The 23,192-nt window shown below is 67.6% G+C and carries 24 protein-coding genes; 11 read left to right on the top strand and 13 right to left on the bottom strand.

The window, feature by feature from the left end; all coding sequences use genetic code 11:
* The first annotated feature begins 329 nt into the window (after positions 1-329).
* Positions 330-641 (top strand): GNAT family N-acetyltransferase, encoded by a 312-nt coding sequence (locus tag ACFO5K_RS07865; RefSeq protein WP_378558101.1) that lies wholly within the window; start codon positions 330-332, stop codon positions 639-641.
* Here the strand turns inward: ACFO5K_RS07865 and ACFO5K_RS07860 are convergent.
* Entirely contained in the window at positions 635-1,396 is a 762-nt protein-coding gene (locus tag ACFO5K_RS07860; RefSeq protein ID WP_378558098.1) for a lysophospholipid acyltransferase family protein, read from the bottom strand. The two genes, ACFO5K_RS07865 and ACFO5K_RS07860, sit on opposite strands and share 7 nt — an antisense overlap.
* Positions 1,397-1,503: 107 nt before the next feature.
* On the opposite strand from ACFO5K_RS07860, the gene ACFO5K_RS07855 reads away from it, so the two are divergent.
* Positions 1,504-2,142 carry a YqgE/AlgH family protein gene (locus ACFO5K_RS07855; RefSeq protein WP_378558095.1) on the top strand — a complete coding sequence of 213 codons (639 nt, stop codon included), beginning with the start codon at positions 1,504-1,506 and terminating at the stop codon, positions 2,140-2,142.
* 68 nt (positions 2,143-2,210) lie between these two features.
* Here the strand turns inward: ACFO5K_RS07855 and ACFO5K_RS07850 are convergent, their stop codons facing one another.
* The 3 genes from ACFO5K_RS07850 to ACFO5K_RS07840 form a co-directional block, all read right to left on the bottom strand.
* Positions 2,211-2,990 carry an ABC transporter permease gene (locus tag ACFO5K_RS07850; RefSeq protein ID WP_378558092.1) on the bottom strand — a complete coding sequence of 260 codons (780 nt, stop codon included), beginning with the start codon at positions 2,988-2,990 and terminating at the stop codon, positions 2,211-2,213.
* Complete coding sequence (locus ACFO5K_RS07845; protein ID WP_378558568.1) at positions 2,987-3,949, bottom strand: ATP-binding cassette domain-containing protein; 963 nt, start codon at positions 3,947-3,949, stop codon at positions 2,987-2,989. Before ACFO5K_RS07845 ends, ACFO5K_RS07850 begins: the two co-directional genes overlap by 4 nt.
* A 114-nt stretch (positions 3,950-4,063) precedes the next feature.
* Entirely contained in the window at positions 4,064-4,591 is a 528-nt protein-coding gene (locus ACFO5K_RS07840; RefSeq protein ID WP_378558089.1) for an EXLDI protein, read from the bottom strand.
* 126 nt (positions 4,592-4,717) lie between these two features.
* Here ACFO5K_RS07840 and ACFO5K_RS07835 point away from each other — a divergent pair, with 126 nt between their 5' ends.
* Positions 4,718-5,104 (top strand): cupin domain-containing protein, encoded by a 387-nt coding sequence (locus ACFO5K_RS07835; protein WP_378558086.1) that lies wholly within the window; start codon positions 4,718-4,720, stop codon positions 5,102-5,104.
* Between the two features lie 436 nt (positions 5,105-5,540).
* Here the strand turns inward: ACFO5K_RS07835 and ACFO5K_RS07830 are convergent, their stop codons facing one another.
* The gene (locus ACFO5K_RS07830; protein ID WP_378558083.1) at positions 5,541-5,948 is read right to left on the bottom strand and encodes an SdpI family protein; all 408 of its coding nucleotides are present in this window, start codon (positions 5,946-5,948) and stop codon (positions 5,541-5,543) included.
* Positions 5,949-6,183: 235 nt separating this feature from the next.
* Between ACFO5K_RS07830 and leuS the strand changes: the two genes are divergently transcribed.
* A complete protein-coding gene (gene leuS / locus ACFO5K_RS07825) occupies positions 6,184-9,027 on the top strand; it encodes a leucine--tRNA ligase (RefSeq protein ID WP_378558080.1) in 2,844 nt (947 codons plus the stop codon).
* Positions 9,028-9,036: 9 nt separating this feature from the next.
* Here the strand turns inward: leuS and ACFO5K_RS07820 are convergent, their stop codons facing one another.
* Entirely contained in the window at positions 9,037-9,816 is a 780-nt protein-coding gene (locus ACFO5K_RS07820; protein ID WP_378558077.1) for a polysaccharide deacetylase family protein, read from the bottom strand.
* A gap of 220 nt (positions 9,817-10,036) precedes the next feature.
* Complete coding sequence (locus ACFO5K_RS07815; protein ID WP_378558074.1) at positions 10,037-10,726, bottom strand: SDR family oxidoreductase; 690 nt, start codon at positions 10,724-10,726, stop codon at positions 10,037-10,039.
* 85 nt (positions 10,727-10,811) lie between these two features.
* Here ACFO5K_RS07815 and ACFO5K_RS07810 point away from each other — a divergent pair, with 85 nt between their 5' ends.
* Positions 10,812-11,366: a DUF6069 family protein gene (locus tag ACFO5K_RS07810; protein WP_378558071.1), complete on the top strand. Its 555-nt coding sequence runs from the start codon at positions 10,812-10,814 to the stop codon at positions 11,364-11,366.
* A 54-nt stretch (positions 11,367-11,420) separates the two neighbouring features.
* Entirely contained in the window at positions 11,421-12,761 is a 1,341-nt protein-coding gene (gene ggh, locus ACFO5K_RS07805; protein WP_378558068.1) for a glucosylglycerate hydrolase, read from the top strand.
* A 72-nt stretch (positions 12,762-12,833) separates the two neighbouring features.
* Here the strand turns inward: ggh and ACFO5K_RS07800 are convergent, their stop codons facing one another.
* The gene (locus ACFO5K_RS07800) at positions 12,834-14,891 is read right to left on the bottom strand and encodes a PhoX family protein (RefSeq protein ID WP_378558065.1); all 2,058 of its coding nucleotides are present in this window, start codon (positions 14,889-14,891) and stop codon (positions 12,834-12,836) included.
* 198 nt (positions 14,892-15,089) lie between these two features.
* Here ACFO5K_RS07800 and ACFO5K_RS07795 point away from each other — a divergent pair, with 198 nt between their 5' ends.
* Both ACFO5K_RS07795 and ACFO5K_RS07790 read left to right on the top strand, forming a co-directional pair.
* Complete coding sequence (locus tag ACFO5K_RS07795; RefSeq protein ID WP_378558062.1) at positions 15,090-15,434, top strand: type II toxin-antitoxin system RelE/ParE family toxin; 345 nt, start codon at positions 15,090-15,092, stop codon at positions 15,432-15,434.
* Between the two features lie 5 nt (positions 15,435-15,439).
* Positions 15,440-15,739: a helix-turn-helix domain-containing protein gene (locus tag ACFO5K_RS07790; protein WP_378558059.1), complete on the top strand. Its 300-nt coding sequence runs from the start codon at positions 15,440-15,442 to the stop codon at positions 15,737-15,739.
* Positions 15,740-15,838: 99 nt separating this feature from the next.
* Here ACFO5K_RS07790 and ACFO5K_RS07785 read toward each other — a convergent pair whose 3' ends face one another.
* The 4 genes from ACFO5K_RS07785 to ACFO5K_RS07770 form a co-directional block, all read right to left on the bottom strand.
* A complete protein-coding gene (locus ACFO5K_RS07785) occupies positions 15,839-16,135 on the bottom strand; it encodes a hypothetical protein (RefSeq protein WP_378558056.1) in 297 nt (98 codons plus the stop codon).
* 112 nt (positions 16,136-16,247) lie between these two features.
* Complete coding sequence (locus tag ACFO5K_RS07780) at positions 16,248-16,973, bottom strand: amino acid ABC transporter ATP-binding protein (RefSeq protein ID WP_378558053.1); 726 nt, start codon at positions 16,971-16,973, stop codon at positions 16,248-16,250.
* Positions 16,970-18,763 (bottom strand): ABC transporter substrate-binding protein/permease, encoded by a 1,794-nt coding sequence (locus tag ACFO5K_RS07775; protein WP_378558050.1) that lies wholly within the window; start codon positions 18,761-18,763, stop codon positions 16,970-16,972. The genes ACFO5K_RS07780 and ACFO5K_RS07775 overlap by 4 nt, the downstream gene beginning before the upstream one ends.
* An 81-nt stretch (positions 18,764-18,844) precedes the next feature.
* A complete protein-coding gene (locus tag ACFO5K_RS07770; protein ID WP_378558047.1) occupies positions 18,845-19,639 on the bottom strand; it encodes an LLM class F420-dependent oxidoreductase in 795 nt (264 codons plus the stop codon).
* A 346-nt stretch (positions 19,640-19,985) separates the two neighbouring features.
* Between ACFO5K_RS07770 and ACFO5K_RS07765 the strand changes: the two genes are divergently transcribed.
* Positions 19,986-21,068: an ABC transporter ATP-binding protein gene (locus ACFO5K_RS07765; RefSeq protein ID WP_378558044.1), complete on the top strand. Its 1,083-nt coding sequence runs from the start codon at positions 19,986-19,988 to the stop codon at positions 21,066-21,068.
* A 39-nt stretch (positions 21,069-21,107) separates the two neighbouring features.
* Here ACFO5K_RS07765 and ACFO5K_RS07760 read toward each other — a convergent pair whose 3' ends face one another.
* Entirely contained in the window at positions 21,108-21,614 is a 507-nt protein-coding gene (locus tag ACFO5K_RS07760) for a winged helix-turn-helix transcriptional regulator (protein WP_378558041.1), read from the bottom strand.
* 100 nt (positions 21,615-21,714) lie between these two features.
* Between ACFO5K_RS07760 and ACFO5K_RS07755 the strand changes: the two genes are divergently transcribed.
* Both ACFO5K_RS07755 and ACFO5K_RS07750 read left to right on the top strand, forming a co-directional pair.
* The gene (locus tag ACFO5K_RS07755; RefSeq protein ID WP_378558038.1) at positions 21,715-22,680 is read left to right on the top strand and encodes an o-succinylbenzoate synthase; all 966 of its coding nucleotides are present in this window, start codon (positions 21,715-21,717) and stop codon (positions 22,678-22,680) included.
* A gap of 79 nt (positions 22,681-22,759) precedes the next feature.
* Positions 22,760-23,191 carry a MarR family winged helix-turn-helix transcriptional regulator gene (locus ACFO5K_RS07750; RefSeq protein ID WP_378558035.1) on the top strand — a complete coding sequence of 144 codons (432 nt, stop codon included), beginning with the start codon at positions 22,760-22,762 and terminating at the stop codon, positions 23,189-23,191.
* The last annotated feature ends 1 nt before the right edge of the window (position 23,192 follow it).

The raw sequence follows: 23,192 nt of genomic DNA, 5'->3' as shown, positions 1-23,192 counted from the left end.
GCCCACACCAGCCCCAAGTGCGTCCCCTACCGCACTCCCAGCCCCAAGTGCGCCCCCTACCGCACCCCCAGCCCACACCAGCCCCCAAGTGCGCCCCCTAACCGCACTCCCAGCCCCACACCACACCCCACGTCCGTCCCCTCCCGCACTCCCAGCCCCGCACGACCCGACCTCGAGGAGGGTCCGCCGCGAAGCGGCGGTTCGCGGCCGGGCCGCCGGTCAGCGCTCGAAGCGCAGCGCGAAGCGCAAGTCTCGAGCGCTGACCGGCGGCCCGTGGGGGCCGCGAACACGAGCGCGCCAGCGCTCCAACAACCCTGTAGCGTCGACGCATGGTGACCGAGGTCCGCAATAACGCCGCGCTCGAGCGGTTCGAACTCACCGTTGACGGTAGCCCCGCCGGTTGTATCGAGTATCAGGACACCGGGGGTGAGCGCGCCCTGGTGCACACCGAGATCTACTCCGGGTTCGAGGGGCGGGGTTTGGCGGGCGCGTTGGTGCGGTCGGCGTTGGATACCAGTCGGGCGGAGGGGTTCGAGGTGTTGCCGATGTGTGCGGTGGTGTCGCATTTCGTCACCACGCACCCGGCTTACATTTCGTTGGTGCCGCGGCGTTCGCGGGAGATGTTCGGGCTGCCTCAGTAGCGTGCGACCGCTTCGTCGACGCCGGCTTGTAGTTCGGTTTTGACCAGGCGGGCGATGTCACCGGGGCGTGGTGGGAGTTCGGTGACGGGGGTCCGGAAGTAGACCATGGCCGAGGCCACTTCTTCGGCGCTGGGTTCGGTTCCGGGGTCGGTGCGCGGGCCGTAGCTCATGCCGATGGCGACCAGTGCGGGTGCGGCGTCGAGTTTGGCGGCGCGGAAGGCGATGTGGCCGATGCCGCTGCCGACGGGTTGCACTTTCGTGTGGTCGACGAGGTTGCAGGTGCCTTCGGGGAACACCGCGAGGTGGTCGCCGGCGGCCAGGCGGTGCGCGCAGACGTCCATCATGCGCTGGCCTGCGGCGTTGACGGCGCGGATGCCGTGGTCTTTGCCGCGGAACACCGGGATGGCGCCCATCATGTCGACTTTGCGCCGCTGGTCGGGGTCGGTGAACAGTTCGTCTTTGGCCAGTACCCGGACCCGGCCGATCTTGGTGCGCAGCGGTGAGCGCCATGCGGTGGCGGCGACGGTGTAGGGGTCGTGTTTCGACAGGTGGTTGATCGCGTAGATGACCGGGCGCCCGCTGCGGATGAGGGCTTTGAGCTGCTGGGCGGCACCGTCGGCGAAGCGTACTCGCGGCCGGAATCGGCGGGCCAGTACCGCGTAGGAGGCCAGCGCCTGCCAGCGCTTCTGCTGATGTCGCTGGTAGTAGTCGTACACGGCGTCGCTGTCGTCGAGCAGGACTTCGGGCGTGTGCATGCCGCGACCCTACCGGCGGACCCCGCTGACGGGCCGGACGAGAAATTTTCCGGTTCCGACGCGTCTGCGGGCAGCGCGCGACGCCGTTCCAATGCGATGATGGCTCGGTGGCACGCGGAGACGACCCGGACGAGCGCCGGACTCGCGACGGGCACGGCGACGACCGACGGCACGGGCGGCCTGGGCCCGCTGTTCGCGCGGGCAATCTGCTGGTGTCGGCGATCGACCTGGTCGAGCCGACTTTTCGGCGGACCGTGGTGTACGTGATCGAGCACAATGACGCGGGCAGTCTCGGGGTGGTCCTGAATCGGCCGAGCGAGACCCCGGTGGAAGATGTGTTGCCGTTGTGGGCGGAGCTGACGGCCGCACCGACCGATCTGTACATCGGTGGCCCGGTCAAACGCGATGCCGCGTTGTGCCTGGGTGTGCTGCGTGTCGGGGCCGATATCACCGATGTGCGCGGGTTGCGCCGGGTGGACGGTCGCGTGGTGCTGGTGGATCTGGACACCGATCCGGCCGACCTCGCCCCGCTGGTGGAGCACATCCGGATTTTCGCCGGTTATGCCGGGTGGTCGATGGGTCAGCTCGATGGCGAACTCGCCAACGACGACTGGATGGTGGTGTCGGCCCTGCCCACCGATCCCATCGCCTCCGACCGCCATGATCTGTGGGCGAGTGTGTTGCGCAGGCAGCCGTTGCCGTTGTCGTTGCTGGCCACGCACCCGATCGAACTCGAACGCAACTGACCGGTGGGCTCGCATGACGAACGACCCCGGAACATTTCCGGGGCCGTCGGTTGTCGCGGGTCGGGCTGTCAGTCCGCGCGGCCCGCGGACAGCCGCTTCGACCACAGGAATCCGCCGCCGGCGATCACCGCGCACCAGCCGAGCGAGACCCAGCCGTTCACACCGATCTCGGTGCCCATCAGCAGACCGCGCAGCGTTTCGGTGATGGGGGTGAAGGGCTGGTATTCGGCGAACTGCCGCAGCCCGATCGGCATGGTGTCGGTGGCTACGAGCCCACTGCCGAGGAACGGCATCATCACGATGGGAAATGGTGCGTTGCTGGCGCTTTCGGCGTTGGGTGAGAGCAGTCCGAGGGCGATGGCGAACCAGCTGAAGGCGAAGGTCACCAGCATGAGCAGGCCGAGGGCGGCCACCCATTCGACCGCGTTCGCGTCGGGCCGGAAGCCGATCAGCAGGGCGACGGCCGTCATCGCGAGGATGCCGCCGACCGCTTGGAGCAGCGCGCCCAGTACATGCCCGGTGAGCATGGAGGACTGCGAAATCGACATCACCCGAAAGCGATTCACGATTCCCTTGCTGGCGTCGGTGGCGATCGAGACGGCCACCGATACCGTCATGTACGCGGGCAGCAGCAACATCATTCCTGGCGCGAGGTAGTCGATGTAGTTGCCACCCGATGACTTCTCGAGCGCCCCGCCGAACACATAGTTGAACACGAGCAACAGCACGATCGGCATGATGACGATGCTGAAGGTCATCGAAGGGTAGCGCTTGGCATGAATGATGTTGCGGCGCAACATAGTCATGGTGTCGGCGAAGGGGTGCGGCTGGATGGTTCGGGTGGTCATCGCACAGACTCCTGCTCGGTGGTGATGTCGCGGCCGGTGAGGGTGAGGAATACGTCGTCGAGGTTGGGCGTGTGCACGGAAATGCCGCCCGCTTCGATGTTTTCGGTGTCGAGCACGTCGAGTACCGCGCGCAGTGAGCGCACCCCGCCGTCGCTGGGCACGGCGAGGGTGAGCCCGTCGCTGCCTTCGAGCACGTGGGCGGTGGAGCCGAGGGCGTAGCGGGCGGCGGTCAGTTCGGCTTGTGCGGCGAAGTCGATGCGGATGTGCCCGCCGGGGATGAGCCGTTTCAGTTCCGCCGCAGTGCCTTCGGCGACGATGCGACCGTTGTCGAGTACCGCGATGCGGTCGGCCAGGTGGTCGGCTTCTTCGAGGTATTGGGTGGTGAGGAATACGGTGACGCCGCGTTCGTCGACCAGGTTGCGGATGATGTCCCAGATGGAGCGTCGGCTGCGCGGGTCGAGGCCGGTGGTCGGTTCGTCGAGGAAGATCACCCGGGGGTCGCCGACCAGGGTCATCGCCAGGTCGAGGCGGCGGGTCATGCCGCCGGAGTAGGAGCTCACCTGCTTGTCGGCGGCTTCGAGCAGGTCGAAGCGTTCCAGCAGTTCGGCGGTGAGCCTGCGGGTTTCGGAGCGGGGCAGGTGGTTCAGGTCGCCCATCATCTGCAGGTTTTCCCGGCCGGTGAGCAGTTCGTCGACCGCGGCGAACTGTCCGGTGACGCCGATCAGTTCACGCACTTGCTTCTGCTCGGTCCGCGCATCGAATCCGCCGACGCTGATCTGGCCGTCGTCGGCGCCGATCAACGTGGTGAGGATCTGCACGGTGGTGGTCTTGCCCGCGCCGTTGGGGCCGAGCAGGGAGAAGATCGTGCCCTCGGCGACGGTGAGGTCGATGCCGTCGAGGACCGTGTGTTCGCCGTAGGCCTTGTGCAGGCCGCGTGCGGTGATGGCCGAGTTGACCATGGTCGTCCCTTTCCAGAGAATTGCATTCATTGCTGCGAATATGTGCATGAGTTATCGACACAGCCCCCAGGGGGCTGCGGTGCTGGTGTGTGTATGTGGTTGTGGGCGAGGGCCTCAGATGTCGAGTTCCTCGATCATCGGGTGCGCGGTCATGTCCTCGACCTTGCGGTACAGCTTGTCGGGGATGCGGCCCTTCAGGCCCGTCAGCTCGTCGAAGATTTCGTATTCGTAGTCGCCCCAGTCCCAGGGGTGGTCACCGATGCCGAGGAAGCGGCGCCAGTACTTCCATTCCTTCATGTCACCGGCGGCTTCACCGACGGGGTAGTCGGTCCACTTCGCCGTGTGCGTATGGAGTAACAATTTGCCCTTGCGGGTGCGGTAGACCTGCTGGCGCAGGGCCTGCTTGTCGCCTGCCTCGTGCCATTCGCCCAGCAGCGCGCCTTGGAAACGCACTTGCCGGACACCGTCGCGGCCCACTTGCAGGACGACCTCCTCGAGGCCGGCCTCCCGCCCTTCCGCCAATTCGATGAGCCTGCGCAAGGCACTGACCACGGTGCTGGACAGGTTGCCACCCACGAGTTCCTGTGCCCGCTGGAAGACGGGGAGGTCGTCGTCGGATACGTAGATCGTCTTGTTGGGCATGAACCCAATATACGTATATGTCTACGTATATAGCAAGGGTCAGTTTCCGAGGCCGTTCGGATCACGCGTCATCGCAGGTCCGCGCCGCACTCACACCGGCCGACGCGAAGGTGGTTACATGACGGCATGATCCGGCGGCGCTCCCGCGAATTCCACCCCAACCCGGCACCGGCGGTCGGCACGGCCAGCCGGACTCTGCTGCGACTGCGGCTACCGGGCCGCGAGCTCCTGATCCGCCGCACCCGCATCGCCCCCGGCGGCACCAGCGGCTGGCACTACCACGACGGCACCCTGTTCGTACTGGTCACTCACGGCACCCTCGACCACCCCTACCTCTCCCGGGGCCCCGCCGAATACCGGCGCTTCCGCGTCTTCCGCGAGCCGAGCGGTCCCGCCAACACCCACGTCGCCCGCAACAACGGCACCACCGAGGTCCGCATCCTCGTCGTCTACGTCAATCCCCCGAAGAGCGCGCTGTCGCACCAGGTCACGCTGCCACCCGGCCCAATCTGATCGGTCCCGGCCGCTTGCCTGCCACCGGATCCGCGGTGGTCAGCCGCCGCCGCAACCTCCGCCGCCACAACCGCCGCCACCACCGCAACCGCTTCTACCGCTGTCCCCGCCACTGCCGCTGTCACTGCCCCCACCGCTGTCGCTGTCACTGCCGGCGGCCCAGCTGATGTATCCGGCCGAGCCGGCGGCTCCCCCCGCACGGCCGGCAGCTCGCTGACGCCCAGTCGAGCGGCGCATGACCCCGAGCACCACGAGATACACCGCACCGCCCAGTAATGCGATGCCGAGGAGTGGCAGACGGTCGGCAGCGATCAGGCCCACCGCACCGACAACGATCGCGGCCCCGAAAAACTTCATGATTCCCCCGGTTGATTCCTATTGATGTTCTACCGGATAGGAACTGGAACAACCAGGTCTACTGCGCACGTGGCCAGGATCAGCCGGTGGGGGCGCAGGTGTCGCGCAGCGAGCAACTTCCGCACGAGGAGCCGCAACCACCGACCGGGGCGGGGGGCATGAGGGGTTCGACCGCCCGGGCGGCGGCGTTGGCGCCCGCGCCGAGGGTGAACACCGCGATCACGACGACGACGGCCGCCACGCCCAGGGCCGCGAGCCCACCGGCGAACAACGCGACCAACCCACCGGCGAACAGCAGCGCGCCCGCGCCGACGGAAGTGGGGGCGGCGATGCGGTTGGCGATGCGGAAATTGTCGTCGCTGTGCAGCGCCGCCTCGGTGGTGACACCGAGGAAACGGTTACGGGGCAATTTGCCGAGCAGTCCGAGCACGCCGGTCACGATGGCGACCGCGGCCAGCGCGAACAAAAGGAAAGCGACGACGACCATTCTTGCAGGCTAGCGCACCTGCGTACGGTGCGATCGGGAGCTCCCCGCGAAGGTGACCGCCCACACAATGGCCGGTTGCGCGCGGTAAACGCCCGCCGGCGGCCGATGGTGTCCGGCCACGCGGAACAGCCGCGGTTGTCTCGGCCCATGAGAAATGCCTGGCGGCGACGTTCTACCCTGTTGGGAAGTATTTGAATGGTTGATCCGGATCGGCGAGAACAAAGAAGGCGGTACCGTGCAGGACACTCGTGCAACCGAGAGTGACGTACCTCAGCACCGGTACAACGCCGAGCTGGCCGGGCGCATCGAACGGCGCTGGCAGCGCAACTGGGCCGAGCGCGGCACCTTCGAGGCCCCCAACCCGGTCGGCCCGCTGGCCGGTGAGACCCCGGCCGACAAACTGTTCATCCAGGACATGTTCCCGTTCCCGTCGGGCGCGGGACTGCACGTGGGCCACCCGCTCGGCTACATCGCCACCGACGTGTTCGGCCGCTACCACCGCATGCGCGGACGTAATGTGCTGCACGCGCTCGGCTACGACGCTTTCGGCCTGCCCGCCGAGCAGTACGCGGTGCAGACCGGTGCGCACCCCCGGGTGACCACCGAGTCCAATATCGCGACCATGCAGCGTCAGCTGGACCGGTTGGGCCTGGGCCACGACCCACGTCGTTCCTTCGCCACCACCGATCCCGAGTACTACCGGTGGACGCAGTGGATCTTCCTGCGCATCTACAACGCCTGGTACGACCAGGAAGCCGGTCGCGCGCGGCCGATCGCCGAGCTCGAGGAACAGTTCGCCACCGGCGCGCGCCGGGTGCCCGACGGCGACTGGAACACCCTGGGCGCCGCCGAGCGTTCCGCACTGCTCGACTCGTATCGCCTGGTGTACCAGTCGGATTCGATCGTCAACTGGTGCCCCGGACTGGGCACGGTGCTGTCCAACGAAGAGGTCACCGCCGACGGGCGCAGCGAGCGCGGAAACTTCCCGGTGTTCCGTAAGCGCATGTGGCAGTGGATGATGCGCATCACCTCCTACGCCGATCGCCTGGTCGACGATCTGGACGCCCTGGACTGGCCCGACAACGTGAAGTCCATGCAGCGCAACTGGATCGGTCGTTCACGCGGGGCGCAGGTGCGGTTCGACGCACCGGGTGGGGCGACGATCGAGGTGTTCACCACCCGGCCCGACACGCTGTTCGGCGCGACCTATGTGGTGCTGGCACCCGAGCACGAGCTGGTCGACGCGCTGACCGCCGCCGCCTGGCCCGCCGACACCGATGCCCGCTGGACCAACGCGAGCGTCACCCCGGCCGAAGCCGTTGCGGCCTACCGCAAGTCGATCGCGGCGAAGTCGGAGCTGGAACGTCAGGAGAACAAGGAGAAGACCGGTGTCTTCCTCGGCTCCTACGCCACCAACCCGGCCGACGGCAAGCAGGTGCCGATCTTCATCGCCGACTACGTGCTGAGCGGCTACGGCACCGGCGCCATCATGGCCGTGCCCGGCCACGACCAGCGCGACTGGGACTTCGCCTCCACCCTCGGCCTGCCGATCGTCGAGGTGATCTCCGGCGGCGACATCACCGAGGCCGCCTGGAACGGCGACGGTGAACTGGTGAATTCCGGCTTCCTGAACGGGCTTGCGGTCGAGGAGGCCAAGGCCACCATGATCGGCCATCTGGAAGCCGAGGGGCACGGCACCGGCACCATCCAGTACAAGCTGCGTGACTGGTTGTTCGCCCGTCAGCGCTACTGGGGCGAGCCGTTCCCGATCGTCTACGACGCCGACGGCGCCGCCCACGCACTGCCGGAATCCATGCTGCCCGTGCGGCTCCCGGAGATGGAGGACTTCGCCCCGGTCACCTTCGACGCCGACGACGCGAACTCCGAACCGTCACCGCCGCTGGCCAAGGCCACCGACTGGGTGCACGTCGAACTCGACCTGGGCGACGGACCCAAGCAGTACCGCCGCGACACCAACGTGATGCCCAACTGGGCAGGCAGCTCCTGGTACCAGCTGCGCTACGCCGACCCCACCAACCCCGACACGTTCTGCGCCCAGGACAACGAGCAGTACTGGCTGGGTCCGCGCCCGGCCGAGCACGGCCCCGACGACCCGGGCGGTGTCGACCTGTACGTGGGCGGTGTGGAGCACGCGGTGCTGCACCTGCTGTACGCGCGGTTCTGGCAGAAAGTGCTGTTCGACCTGGGTGATGTATCGGGCAGCGAACCCTACCGCCGCCTGTTCAACCAGGGATACGTACAGGGTTACGCCTACACCGACTCCCGTGGCGCGTATGTGCCCGCCGCCGAGACCGTGGAGCGCGACGGCAAGTTCTTCTGGACCGGTCCCGACGGTGTCGAGATCGAGGTGTTCCAGGAGTACGGCAAGATCGGCAAGTCGCTGAAGAACGCCATCTCCCCCGATGAGATGTGCGACCTGTACGGCGCCGACACCTTCCGGTTCTACGAGATGTCGATGGGACCGCTGGACACCTCACGCCCGTGGGCGACCAAGGACGTGGTGGGCGCGCACCGGTTCCTGCAGCGGGTGTGGCGCCTGGTCGTCGACGAGGAGACCGGCGCGGTGAAAGCCACCGACGCCCCCGCCTCCGACGACACCCTGCGGCTGGTGCACCGCACCATCGCCGGCGTCGACGAGGACCTGGCCGCGCTGCGCGACAACACCGCCGGCGCCAAGCTGATCGAGCTCACCAATCACCTCACCAAGAACTACCCCGACGGCGCCCCCCGCGCCGCCGTGGAGCCCTTGGTCCTGATGCTGGCACCGCTGGCCCCGCACATCGCCGAGGAACTCTGGGAACGCCTGGGCCACACCACTTCCCTGGCCCACGGCCCCTTCCCCACCGCCGACCCCGCGCTGTTGGTCGCGGAGTCGGTGGAGTACCCGATCCAGGTGAAGGGCAAGGTGCGCAGCCGGATTCAGGTGCCCGCCGACGCCGACCCGGCCGCGATCGAGGCGGCCGCGCTGGCCGACGAGAAGGTGATCGCCCTGCTCGAGGGCGCCGCACCCCGCAAGGTGATCGTGGTGCCCGGCAAGATGGTCAACATCGTCCCGTAGTCGGGTTCGTCAGGGCGCGACCTGCAGGACGTCGTTCAACGTCACCAGGGACAGGTTGCGTTCGTTGATGATGTCGACGAGTTGGCCGTAGCAGTGGGTGACCGGGGCGAAATTGGCGTGGCCGATGATGATGGTCTGGGCGGCGAAGTACTTACGGGCACATTCGATCAGGTACTCCTCGGTGATGAGGCCCGAGTCGGACAGGGAGCCGTACCACATGGTGGGGACGGTGTAGCCGAGGTCGGCGGCCACCTTGTCGACTGCGGCGTTGTGATAGCCGAAGGGCGGTCGGTAGAACGGGGTGCCGTCGACACCGAAGTTGTTGCGCAGGAAGGTTTTCGTTCGGCCCAGCTGGTCGGCCACGGCGGTGGAGCCGATCCCGGTCAGGGCGGCGTGGTCCCAGGTGTGGTTGCCGAGCTGGATCTGGCCGGAGTCGACCAGGGGGCGCAGGGCGTCGCGGTGGATGGTCCAGGCTTCGAAGGCGCCGGTGACGAAGAAGGTGAATCGGGCGCCGGTGTCCTCGGCCCACTGGATGTAGGCGGCGACGACTTCGGGGTTGGCGCCGTCGTCGACGGTGAGCGCCATCGACCGGCCCGGACCGGGCAGTGCGGTGATGGTGCCGGGGGAAATGATCGACCTGGGTCCGCCCGGCGGCGGCGCGAGCCCGGGTTCCGCCGGTGGCGGGGCGGGGATCTCGCCACCGGCGGCACCGGCTTCGACGGGCTCGCCCTCGGCGGTGGCGCAGCCGGTCAGCGCGACGGCGGTACCCGCGGCCAACATTGCCAGCATTCGACGTCTGTCCACGTTCGAACCCCTGTCCGGACCGGATGCCGCTCGACCGTTCGGCCGAGCAGATCTGTGGAAGTTTCGGGAATCCTGCACGCATGCGGGCCCCGTGGGTCCGCGCGTCGTGACATTACCTTTCGCGCAGGTCGCGACCCGGGAACCGGCTGGCGAAACCGTGCGATCGGCGTGGTCGGCGATCAATTCTCCGACTGGAATCGCACGATCAGACCGGGCGCAGCACGATTTCGGTCGGATGGCAGTCGCGCGGAGTGTCGACCGCGTTGCGGACCGCCAGTGCCACCGTCTCGGCGGTGAGGAATTCCTCGGGGCGGTATTCGCGGCCCTCGTCGGCGACGATCGAGCGCTGCATATCGGTATCGATGCGGCCGGGGAAGATCGAGGTCACCCGCAAGGTGGGTTCCTCCTGCCGGACCGCGTCGGCGAAGGCGCGCAGACCGAACTTGCTCGCGGCATAGGAACCCCAGCCCGGGTGCGCGCGCAGACCGGCGCCCGAATTGATCAGCACCACATGCCCGTTCGCGGCACGCAGCGCGGGCAGCAGCACCCTGGTCAGCTCGGCGACAGCGATCAGATTGACCTCCAGGGTCTCGCGCCACTGTTCGACCGAGGACTCCGCCACGGTGCCGAGGTCGGCGATCCCCGCGTTGTGGACGAGCACATCGAGTCGCGAGAGCTGCGCGGCGGCCGCCGCCACGGCCGGGTAGTCGGTGAGCGGGACCGGCCAGCCGGTCGCCGCAGGCAGCTCGGTGAGGATGGGCCGCAACGCCTCGGCGGATCGGGCGCCGAGCAGCAGGTCGTGGGTGGGGGCGAGCTCGCGGGCGATCGCCGCGCCGAGTCCGCGGCTGGCGCCGGTGATGAGGGCGGTCGGGGCGGGCGTACTGGTCACCGTCATGGGTTCCACGCTATCCGGCGCACAGATCTCGACACCCTGCACGTTTCCGCGCGCGGATGACAGCAACGGCTAGTACCGTCGGACTATGACCGATCCCCGGTACAACTACGACCCGCAGTACCCCCACCAGGGGCAGCCCCAATACTCCCAGGGTCAGGGGCAGTACTCCCAGGGGCAGTACCCCCAGGGCCCGGGTGAGCCGCCGGAACCCAAGATCAACGTCGGCAAGCTGTGGGCCGGTGGCATCGGCACGGCCGTGGTCGCCGCGCTGCTGGTGGTCGTCGCGATCATGCTGGTGCGCGGGGTGCTCGGCATCGCGATCCTGTCACCGGAAGGCGCTGGGGCCTACGGCACCGTGTCCACCACGTCCTACGCTATCGCCGGCGCGGCCGCCGCGCTGCTGGCCACCGCACTGCTGATGGTGCTGCTGCTGGCCATGCCCAGCCCGCTCACCTTCTTCACCTGGATCTGCCTGCTGGTCACGGCGGTCGCGGTGATTCTGCCGTTCACGCTGGTCGCCGACCTGGATGCCAAGATCGCGACCGCGGCGATCAATCTGCTGGTCGGGTTGGCCATCACCACCATGCTCAGCTCGGTGGGGTCGGCGGCGCAGTACCCGGCGCGTCAACCCGGGTACTGATCGTCACAGTCCTGCCGAGATGCCACAGCGGCAGCTCGGCCGGAGAATAGGGAGATGGTCGACCCCGGTTTCACCCCCACGCAGCTCGCGGCCCGCGCCGCCTACCTGCTGCGCGGCAACGACCTGGGCACCATGACCAGTGCCGCGCCGCGCCTGTACCCGCACATGTGGAGCTGGGACGCGGCCTTCGTGGCGGTGGGGCTCGCGCCGCTGAGCGTGGAGCGCGCGGTCGTGGAGCTCGACACGCTGCTCTCGGCGCAGTGGAAGAACGGGATGATCCCGCACATCGTGTTCGCCAACGGGGTCGACGGGTACTTTCCCGGGCCCGCGCGCTGGGAATGCCGCGAGCTGGCCGCGAACGCCCCCGAGGGCCCCGACACCTCCGGCATCACCCAGCCGCCCGTGCACGCCATCGCCGTGCAACGCATCCTCGACCATTCCCGCAGGCACGGCCGCACCACCCGGGCGGTCGCCGAGGAATTCCTGGATCGGCGCTGGCCGGATCTGGTGCGCTGGCACCGCTGGCTGGCTCACGCCCGCGATCCCAAGGAGAACGGCCGGATCACGATCTATCACGGCTGGGAATCGGGCATGGACAACTCGCCGCGCTGGGACCGCGCCTACGCCAACGTGGTGCCCGGCGAGGACCTGGTTCCGTATCTGCGCGCCGACACCGCCATCATCGCCGACCCCACCCAGCGCCCCACCGACCACGAGTACGACAGGTACCTGTGGCTGGTCGAGCAGATGCGGCGGGTGAACTACGACGATTTCCAGCTGAACTCGGTGATGAGTTTCGCGGTGGAGGACGTGTTCGTCTCGGCGATCTTCGCATTGGCCTGCGACGTACTCGCCGACATCGGCGAAGAGTACAAACAGCCGCTCGCCGACGTGCGTGACCTGCACGGCTGGGCCGCCCGGTTCCGCAACGGCGTGATCGCCACCGCCGACGAGAGGACCGGCGCCGCAAGGGATTACGACGTCCGCCTACGTCGCTGGATCAACACCGAGACCCTGGCCATGTTCGCTCCGCTGCTCGCGGGCGGGCTGCCCCGGCACACCGAACGCGCACTGCTCAGCACTTTCGAAGGTCCCCGTTTCTGCGGCCACCCCGACCTGCGCTACGCCCTGCCGCCCTCCACGTCCCCCGTCTCCAAGGATTTCCGGCCGCGCGAATACTGGCGCGGACCGGTCTGGCCGGTGATGAGCTGGCTGTTCTCCTGGGCCTTCGCCCGCCGCGGCTGGGCCGAACGGTCCCACATGCTGCGCGCCGAAGGGCTGCGCCAAGCCGCCGACGGCTCCTTCGCCGAATACTACGAGCCATTCACCGGCGCCCCGCTGGGCAGCATGCAGCAGTCCTGGACCGCCGCCTCGGTGCTGGACTGGCTTGGTTGAGCATCGACCGCGCATGACAAAGCCGCCACTCGCCCAGTCGAGTAGCGGCTTCGTCAGCAGGTCGGGTGCCGGCTAGACGCCGATGCGACCGCCGTTCTTCTTCCAGACCACCGCCACCGAGGGGCGGGGTTGGGTGGTGCCGCCGTCGGGCCAGTGCGACAGGGGCTCGTCGGGAGTGGCTTCGTCGCCCTCGCCGGGGTGCTGGACGCAGACGACGACCTGCTTTTCGGTGACGATCGGACCGCAGGTTTCACCGCCGCGGGGCACGGTGAGGAACTGCTTGGTCGCACCGCGGTCGGGGCCGTCCAGGACCACCGAGAACAGGCCGTCGTTGGATTTCAGGGCGTTGCCGTCGGTGGAGACCCACAGGTTGCCGTACGGGTCGAAGGCCAGGTTGTCCGGGCACGAGATCGGGCTCACCTCGGACTTGTCGAAGCCGCCGAAGTAGGTGTCGGCGGCGGCGGGGTCGCCACAGACCAGCAACAGCGTCCAGGTGAAGTCGGTGCCGGTGTGGTCGTCGGTGAGCTCGAGGACCTGGCCGTTCTTGTTCAGCTTGCGCGGGTTGGCCTCGTCGACGCCCGGGTAGTCGTCCTTGGCGCGGTTCTTGTTGTTGGTGAGCGCGACATAGACCTTGCCGGTTTTCGGGTTGGTCTCGAAGTCCTCGGGGCGGTCCATCTTGGTGGCGCCCACCTTGTCACCGGCCTGCCGGGTGAACACCGCGACCTCTTCGGCCGACATGCCGTCGACCAGGGACTTGCCCTTGCCGTCGGCGCCGGTCTCGAGCAGCGGGATCCACTGGCCCTTACCGGTGAAGCCGCCGTCGGGGACCTTGCCGGAACCGTCGATCTCGGCGGCGTGGTCGCCGGTGAGCTTGGCGACGTAGAGGGTGCCTTCGTCGAGGATCGTCATGTTGTGGCGCATGGCCGACGCGCCGACACCCGACTGCACCTTCTTGGTGGAGACGAACTTGTACATGTAGTCGAAGCGTTCGTCGTCACCGCTGTAGGCCACCACGCTGCCGTCACCGGTGACGTGGACGGTCGCGGCCTCGTGCTTGAACCGGCCGAGCGAGCTGTGCTTCACCGGTGCCGACTTCGCGTCCCACGGGTTCACCTCGACGACGTACCCGAACCTGTTGACCTCATTGGGTTCCCGCGCAATGTCGAAGCGGGGATCGAACTGCTCCCAGCGACGCTCGGACGCGCCGCCTTCCACGCCGTAGCGCTTCAGGCGCGCGGCGGCGGCGGGCTCGGTGACCGACTCCGCATTGCCGAAGTACTGATTGAAGTTCTCCTCACCGGAGAGCACAGTGCCCCAGGGTGTTACACCACCGGAGCAGTTGTTGAGGGTGCCGAGCACCTTGGTGCCGGTGGGGTCGGCCTCGGTCTTCAACAGCGCGCTGCCCGCCGCCGGGCCCCGCACCTCGAACTCGGTGGTGGCAGTGATGCGCCGGTTGTACTTGCCGAACGCGGGTGCGAGCCGGCCCGAACCGGACTCGCCGTGCACCTCGACAACACTCAAACCGTGCGAGGCCAAAGCGATCTCGAACTGCTCACGGGTCGGCGCGTCCTTGTCGTACCCGCGGAACATCATCGGCTCGGTGCTGTACTCGTGGCTCACGACGAGCAGGTACTTGTCGGCTTCGCCATCGATCGGCAGCAGGCCGGCGAAGTCACAGTTGTAACCGAACTGCTGGGCGGCCGCGGCGGCGGTCTGGGCGTCGAAGTCGAACTGCGGGGCGCCTTCGACGACCGCGTCGCCCCAGCGGATCAGCACCGACTGCTCGTAGCCTTCGGGCACCACGATCGCGTCCTCGGTGTTCGGCGCGACGGCGGTGAAGCCGGTTCCGGTACCGGTACCGGAGCCCGTCGGCGCCGAACCCGAGTCGGCACTGTCGTCGCCACAGGCGGCGAGCGCGGAGGCGGCACCGACAGCGAGCACCGCGGCCGCCCCACCCTTGATCAGACCACGCCGGTTGAGCCGGGCGACGATATCGCCGAAGTACTCACCGTCGGAGTTGTTGGGCACCTCGTGAAAGCAGGCGCTGCCGCACTTGTAAGCGCAGGTGATGGCGGCTCGTGACGACTGACCGTCGTGCTTGACGAACAGTGCGAGCGGTTTCAGACTCACGGTGACTCCTGAGTAGTACGGACTCGGGCACCGTAAGCAGCCCAGGCAAGCCAGCGGGAACGCGAAGATGAACGCCTGACCAAAACTCGGCGGACTGCGACCGAGCCCCACAGCCTTCCGTGCCGTCACCGGCACAGCGGGGACCGATCGACGCCGATTCGAGACCACAACACCTTGTTTCGATATACCATTCATGTTATGAATTGGGGAGAGGTAGAGCTCGAGCCAGAAGTTGACGCATGGTTCGATTCACTCGTTCAGAGCGACCAGGAAACCGCCGTGTTCTACGTCGACCTCCTCGCCCACCAAGGCGCGCTGTTGGGCGAGCCATACACCCGACAACTGCAAGGAAAGTTACGCGAGCTCCGGTTTCATCTCGACCGGCAGTCGGTGCGGATTACATACTGGATCGCCCCGGGCAGGCGCATCATTCTGCTCACAGTATTTCGGAAGCAGCGGATGCGGGAGCATGCCGAAGTGCGTCGAGCTGCACGGGTAATGCAGCGGTGTATCGAAGAAGCGCACACCGCGGAGGAGGAATGAGAAGCATGAGCGAGCGGACGAGCTGGGCGCAGAAGCGGTCGGAAATCCTCGGGCGCCCTGGCGCGGGCGCGGCCTATGACGCCGCGCAGTTGAGATTCGAACTCGGCGCTGCGGTGCGCAGCCGCCGAGAGGAGCTCGGCCTCACCCAGTCGGAGCTGGCTGATCGCGCAGGCATGCGGCAGCCTGCGGTGGCCCGATTCGAAGCCGGCGGGACCACACCGACCATCCCCGTGCTCGAGCGTCTCGCTGACGCACTCGAGCTGCATCTGCGTGTGGAATTCGAACCGACCAGAGCGGCCGGCTAGCCGCGCTCGACCGACTCAGGACATACCCCGCGGCGCGGCGGTCGGACGGCCCGCAGGCCATCGATGATCGACGAGCCCGCGGGCTTCGGGGCAAGTGGGTCAGTGGTCGTCGTAGTGGCCGTCGTGGGCGGCGTGGCGGTGGCCGTCGTGGATGTAGTCGACGTGGTCGTTGTGTGGGACGGCGACGTGGCCGCAGCCGGGGCCGTGGGTGTGGTCGTGGGTGGGGTGCTCGACGTGCGCGGTCGGCTCACACTCGTCGAAGTGGCCGTCGTGTTCGCGGTGCAGGTGACCGTCGTGCACATAGTCGACGTGGTCCTGGTGTGGGACGGCGACGTGGCCGCAGGTGGGGCCGTGGACGTGGGTGTGCTGCGGGTGTTCGGCGTGTGTGGTGGTCATCGGCTCTCGCTTTCCGGATTCCCGGAGACTGGTCCGGTACTGATCGAATGGAGCTGAAGCACTTCCGACATTAGCAGTTGCGCATGAATTGCTGCGACCCCCCGGAAACTGGTCAGAGGACCTGGTCGAGGAAGCGGCGCAGCCGCGGGGTCCGGGCGTCGTCGAAGAGGGCGTCGGGCGTGCCGGTCTCCACGACCATGCCCTGATCCATGAACACCACACTGTCGGACACACTGCGCGCGAAACCCATCTCGTGGGTCACCACGACCATCGACATGCCGCCCGCCGCGAGGTCGGCCATCAGCGCGAGCACGCCCTTGACCAGCTCCGGGTCCAGCGCCGAGGTGGCCTCGTCGAAGAACATCAGCTCCGGCTTCATCGCCAGTGCGCGGGCGATCGCCACCCGCTGCTGCTGACCACCCGACAGCGCCGCCGGCCTGGCCTCGGCCTTGCCCGCCAGGCCCACGATCTCGAGCTGCTCCATCGCCACTGCCCGCGCCTGCTCGGCGGTCAGCCCCCGCAGCTTGCGCGGGCCCAGCGCCACATTCTCGACAACGGTTTTGTGCGGGAACAGGTTGAACTGCTGGAACACCATGCCGATGCGCTGACGCAGCCTGTCGGGGTCCTCGCGCAGTACCGATGCGCCGTCGAGCAGCACGTCGCCGGAGTCGGGTTCGTGCAGGCGGTTGAGCACGCGCAACAGGGTCGACTTGCCCGAGCCGGACGGTCCGATGACGGTGGTGGCGTGCCCGGCCTCGACGTGGATGTCCACGCCACGCAGGATGTGGTTGTTGCCCAGCGTGAGGTGGAGTCCGGTGCCGGTCAAGGATGCACTCATGCGCCCCGTCCTTCTGTGATGACAGCCTGCTCGATCGGGTCGGCCGGGGTGGGTCGGCCGGTGCGCATCCGCCGGTCCGCGTAGTTCACCAGGTGCGTGAGCGGGATGGTGAGCACCAGGTACATCAGGCCCGCGGCCACCAGCGGCGACAGGTTGCCGGTCTGGGCGTTGAGGTCGCGGCCCACCGCGAACAGCTCACGCTGGGAGGCGAGCAAGCCGAGGAAGTAGATCAGCGACGAGTCCTTGATCAACGCGATGAACTGGTTCATCAGCGCCGGCAGCACCCGGCGCACCCCCTGCGGGATCACCACCAGCGTCATCGCCTGGCGATACCCGAAACCGATGGCGCGCGCCGCCTCGAGCTGACCGGGCTCCACCGACTGGATGCCGGAGCGGAAGATCTCGCCGATGTAGGCGGCCGCCAGCAGGGCCAGGGCGACCGCGCCGAGCCAGTACGGGTTACCGCCGGTGAGGTTGTGCACCACCGGGCCGATGCCCAGGCCGATCAGCAGGATGATCACCACGGCGGGCAGGCCACGGAAGATGTCGGTGTAGATGCGAGCAGGCCAGCGCAACCAGCGGGTCCGGGAGATGCCCATCACCGCGAGCACCATGCCGAACACCGTGCCGAGGACCCCTGAAACCACCGCCAGGATCAGGGTATTGGGCAGCCCGGTCTTCAGCAGATCGGGAAACGCCTTGCTGTACAACGACCAGTCGAAGAACGTGTCCTTCAACTGATGCAGGGTCGACTTCTGCGCCACCTGTTCGGTTTCGCGGGGCGCACGCTCGGCGGCGATGGCCGCGAAGTCCGGGAGTTGCGGCGCCGGCGCAGCTTTGGATCCCGGTTTCCAGCCCGGGGGTAGTTCGCGCGGAACCCAGTCGGCGTAGAGGCGGGCGTAGGTGCCGTCGGCGATCACCGCGTCCAGGCCGGAGTTCAGCGCGTCGATGAGCGGCTGGTTGTGCTCGGCGACGGCATAACCGACGAAGTTGTCGAGGCTGAAGGTGTTCTGTGAGACGACGATTCCGTCGCCGGGCACGATCGCGCCCTCGGCCTGTGCCGACGGGGCCACCCAGGCGTCGACCTGACCGGACTTCAGATTCGCGTAGGCGGTGTTGTAGTCGGGGAACTTCACCGGTTCCAGGCCCAGCTGGTTCACCACGAACTCGTCTTGCACCGTGCCCTGCACCACCGCGATGCGCGTGCCCTGGGACAGGTCGTCGAAGCTGTCGAGCGCACTGCCTTGTGGCACCACCAGCGAGAAATAGCCGAAGTCGTAGCCGTTGGTGAAGCCGACGAGTTGGCGGCGGGCCTCGGTGGTGGTGATGTTGGAGGAGCCGACATCGAAGCGCTGCCCCGCGACCTGCGCGAGCAGCCCCGAGAATTCCGTACCCGAGAACTCCACTTGCAAGCCGAGTTTCGCGGCGATCGCGCGCAGCAGTTCGTTGTCGAAACCGGTGAAGCTGCCCTGACCGTTCACACAGATACTCGGCGGCGCGTCCGAGAGCGTGCCTACGCTGAGCTTGCCGGGAGAGAGCAGGCCGAGCCGGGCGGTGTCGATCGACTCGAGCGGGACCGTGGTGGCGGTGGTGTAGCGGTCGGTGCCCGCGGTTTCCGAGGCAGCCAGGTTGGCCGGGGCCGCGGCGGCCGCGCTCTGTCCGGGCGGGGCGCACAGATCGCGCGTCGCCGTGTCGCCACCGGAGCCGCCACACCCGGTCGCGAGGGCACCCACGAGGAGCAACAGCGCGGCTATCCGCGCCCGGGTTCGCACAGCACGCACACCTGCCATGCCGATAGACCCTAGCGGCAAGCACACCGGCCAACCGTCACACGCACCGCACGGTGGCGCGGATCAGCTGGTAGCAGGGCTCTACGCCAGTCCTTCGAGCAATTCCGGGTTCACTTCGTCGCGCCACTCGATCGCGTTGCGCACCTCGGTGAGGTCGTAATCCGGGCCGGAAACGGGGAGGGTGAACAGGCTCACCCCGGCCGCCCGCAACGCGTCAGCCTCGGCCCGGCCCTGCCACTGCACCGACCGTTCGATCCGGGATTCGTCGGTGCCCACCGCCGCGGCGTGCTCGGCCAGGACCTTGTTCTTGTGCGCCAGGGTCGACAGGTCGGCGAAGGAATGCCAGATGTCGGCGTATTCGGCGACCAACCGCAGCGTTTTGCGTTCGCCGCCGCCACCGATGAGGATCGGAATATCGCGCACCGGTGCCGGATTCAGCTTCCCGAGCCGTGCGGTGAGCCGAGCCATGTTGCCCTTCAACAGGTTCAGCCTGCTGCCCCGGGTACCGAACTCGTATCCGTATTCGGTGTAGTCGCGCTGGAACCAGCCCGCCCCGATCCCGAGGATCAGCCTGCCGCCACTGATGTGGTCGACCGTGCGGGCCATATCGGCCAGCAGATCCGGGTTGCGATAACCCCCACCGGTCACCAGCGCACCGAAGTCGACCCGCTCGGTCTGCTCCGCCCAGGCGCCGAGCATGGTCCAGCATTCGAAATGCGCACCGTCCGGGTCACCGGTGAGCGGAAAGAAATGATCCCAGTTGAAGACGATGTCGACCCCCGCGTCCTCGGCACGCAACACCGCATCGCGAATGAGCCCGTACTCGGGCGCGTGCTGGGGCTGAAGCTGAACTCCGATACGAACTGGACGACGCATACCGTGCTCCTCGGTACTCGGGTTGCCTCCGCCTGCGAGGCTACCCGGAAACCAGCAACTCCCGGCATCACCAGCAACACCCCCAGGTCCGCCACCTCCCGCACTCCCAGCCCCGCACGACCCGACCTCGAGGAGGGTCCGCCGCGAAGCGGCGGTTCGCGGCCGTCCCGACGATCAGGCGCCGTGGCGTACGCGACGAAGGAGCAAGCCACGGCGCCTGATCGTCGGGACGTGGAGGCCGCGAACCTCGAGCGCGCCAGCGCTCCAAAGATAGAGCTACGATCCCTGCGACCTGTTCTCGGATCGTCCGGCACGTTCCTGCCGGGATGGGATGAATGATCTACGCATGGCTACCGTGACCTTCGATCGTGCCACTCGGCTCTACCCTGGCGCGACCAAACCCGCTGTCGACGCTCTCGACCTGGATATCGAAGCGGGTGAGTTCCTGGTTCTCGTCGGTCCTTCCGGTTGCGGCAAGTCGACCTCGCTGCGCATGCTGGCCGGCCTCGAGGAGGTCAATGCCGGGCGCATCCTGATCGGTGACAATGATGTGACCCACGCTGAGCCCAAGGATCGCGATATCGCGATGGTGTTTCAGAATTACGCGCTGTATCCGCACATGTCGGTTGCCGAGAACATGGGTTTCGCGCTCAAGCTCGCGAAGGTGGCCAAGGCTGAGCGTGACGAGCGGGTGTTGTCGGCGGCGAAGCTGCTCGATTTGGAGTTGTATCTCGATCGCAAGCCCAAGGCGCTCTCCGGTGGTCAGCGGCAGCGGGTGGCCATGGGGCGGGCGATCGTGCGCCAGCCGCAGGTGTTCTTGATGGATGAGCCGTTGTCGAATCTGGATGCCAAGTTGCGGGTGCAGACTCGCACCCAGATCGCGCAGTTGCAGCGCCGGCTCGGCACCACCACCGTCTATGTCACCCACGATCAGGTCGAGGCGATGACGATGGGCGACCGGGTGGCTGTGCTCAAGGACGGGTTGTTGCAGCAGTGTGCGTCTCCGCGCAATCTGTACCGGGATCCGGCGAACATGTTCGTGGCCGGGTTCATGGGTTCGCCCGCGATGAATCTGTTCACCCTGCCCGTGGATGACGGCGCTGTCACCATCGGTGGTTACCCGGTACGGGTACCGCGCACAGTTGTCGAGGCGGGTGAGGGCACGGTGGTGCTCGGTATGCGGCCCGAACATCTCGAGATCGGTGCCGGGGGCATGCGGATGGAGGTGGACGTGGTGGAGGAACTGGGTTCCGACGCGTACGTCTACGGTCGCGCCCTGTCGACCGGTACCAGCGGGCAGTCCGGGGAAACGGTTGTGGCGCGGGTGGATTGGCGCAACCCGCCGGCCAAGGGCGAATCGTTGTGTCTGACCGCCGACCCTGAGCACCTGTACTTCTTCAGCGCGCAGGACGGGCGCCGGCTGCGCTGAGCCCGGCCGAGGTGCCGGTCGCTTTGGCCGGCACCTCGGTCAGGTCGTGCCGGGTCGTTTGCGTGCGCGCAGGTAGTCCTGGTTGACGCGGACGGCGAGCCGTTCGAGTTCCACGGCGGTGCCGTCGGCTGTGCGCAGGTCGGCGGTCACCGGGGCGCCGGATTCGGCGTCGACCCGCAGCAGTGGCGGTGGGCCGGGTTGCAGGTACTTGTCGCCCCATTGCCAGAGCGCGACCACGGCGGGCAGTAGGTCGCGGCCCATCTCGGTGAGCACGTATTCGTGGCGGGTGCGTTTGCCTTCTTCCTGGTAGGGGCGCTTTTCGAGGAGACCGGCCGTGGTGAGTTTGCGGAGCTGGCTCGCGGCGGCGGCGTCGGTGATGCCGACGCGGCGGGCGAAGCCGTCGAAGCGGCGCGTGCCGTAGTAGGCCTCGCGCAGGATGAGCACGGCCGAGCGGGTGCCGATCAGGTCCATGGCTTTGCCGATGGAACACTCCGCGGAGCTCCATCGGCTCAGATCGGCCAGGGCGCCTTCCATCACTGCTGCCATGGGACCAGCGTACCTCCACCTGACTTGAGGGTTCGGTAGTCAGCGCACCCGGTCATCTCATTCGTGAGTACCCGGCAGTCGGCCCATTAGGCTCGCCGGGGTGGATACCGAGACGTTCGTCTATGCGATTCCGTTGCGTACGCGGTTCCGGGGGATCACGGTGCGCGAGGGCATGTTGATCCGGGGACCACTCGGGTGGGGGGAATTCTGCCCGTTTCCCGAGTACGACGACCGGGAGGCGACGGGCTGGTTGGCCACGGCTGTCGAGCAGGCGACGGTGGGGTGGCCGGCGCCGGTGCGGGATCGGGTGCCGGTGAATTGCACTGTGCCCGCGGTCGACCCGGATCGGGCAGCGGAGATCGTGCGGGCTTCCGGCTGTGCGACAGCGAAAGTCAAGGTCGCCGACAGTTCCGGTTCGCTGGCCGAAGATCTGGCGCGGGTGGCCGCGGTACGGGAGGCGATCGGGGCCACCGGGGCGATTCGGGTCGATGCGAACGCGGTGTGGGACGTGGACACCGCCGTGCGCTGCATCCACGAACTCGACACTGCCGCAGGCCGGTTGGAGTACGTCGAGCAGCCGTGCCGCACCATCGAGGAGCTGGCCGAGGTGCGGCGCCGGGTGGACGTGCCGATCGCTGCGGACGAATCCATTCGACGTGCCGAGGACCCGTTGCGCGTTGCCGTCGCGGGAGCCGCCGATGTGGCGGTGCTCAAATGCACGCCGCTCGGTGGGGTGCGCCGGTCGCTGACGGTGGCCGCCGCGGCCGGACTGCCGACCGTGGTCTCCTCGGCATTGGAGACGAGCGTGGGTTTGTCGGCCCAGATCGCACTGGCCGGAGCATTGCCTGACCTCGAATTCGCGTGCGGCCTCGGTACTCTCGCGCTTTTCGAGGGCGACCTGGTCACCGAGTCGTTGCGCCCGGTGGATGGCTGGCTGACCGTCCCCACCGCCGCACCGGAACCCGACCCGGCCCTGATGCAGAAGTATCGGCACCCGGACGCCGACCGGGTCGAGTGGTGGCTGCAGCGGTACGAGCGAGTGCGCGCTTTGCTCGACGGAGCCTGACCTGACGCCGGCCCCGGAGCGCACAGCGAACACCCACTTGTTAGTTGTGCACAATTTAATTGTGCGCTACGTTGGTGTCATGACCGACGGACTCACCCTCGACGAGCAACTCTGCTTCCCGCTGTACGCGGCCTCGCGGGCGATGACGGCGGTCTACCGGCCGAAGCTCGAGCGCCTCGGGCTCACCTACCCGCAATACCTGGTGATGCTCGCCCTGTGGGAGCGCGACGCCCAGAGCGTCGGCGAACTCGGAAAGGTCCTCGACCTCGATTCCGGAACCCTGTCTCCGCTGCTCAAGCGGCTGGAGGCGACCGGTTACATCGAGCGGCACCGGGCCGTCGACGACGAACGGCGCGTCGACATCGTGCTCACCGAACACGGACGGTCGGTGCGCGCCGAGGCGTGCCGCATCCCGGCCGAAATGGCCGAGAGCGCCGGGCTGTCCCCCGCCGAGATCACCACCTTGCGCGCCCTGCTGCGCACCCTGACCGAATCCCTCACCGAGAAATGAG

Source organism: Nocardia halotolerans (assembly GCF_042650145.1).
GTDB classification, from domain to species: Bacteria; Actinomycetota; Actinomycetes; order Mycobacteriales; family Mycobacteriaceae; genus Nocardia; species Nocardia halotolerans.
The sequence above is the reverse complement of the archived record's forward strand: the minus strand, read 5'-3'. Positions and strand labels throughout refer to the sequence as shown.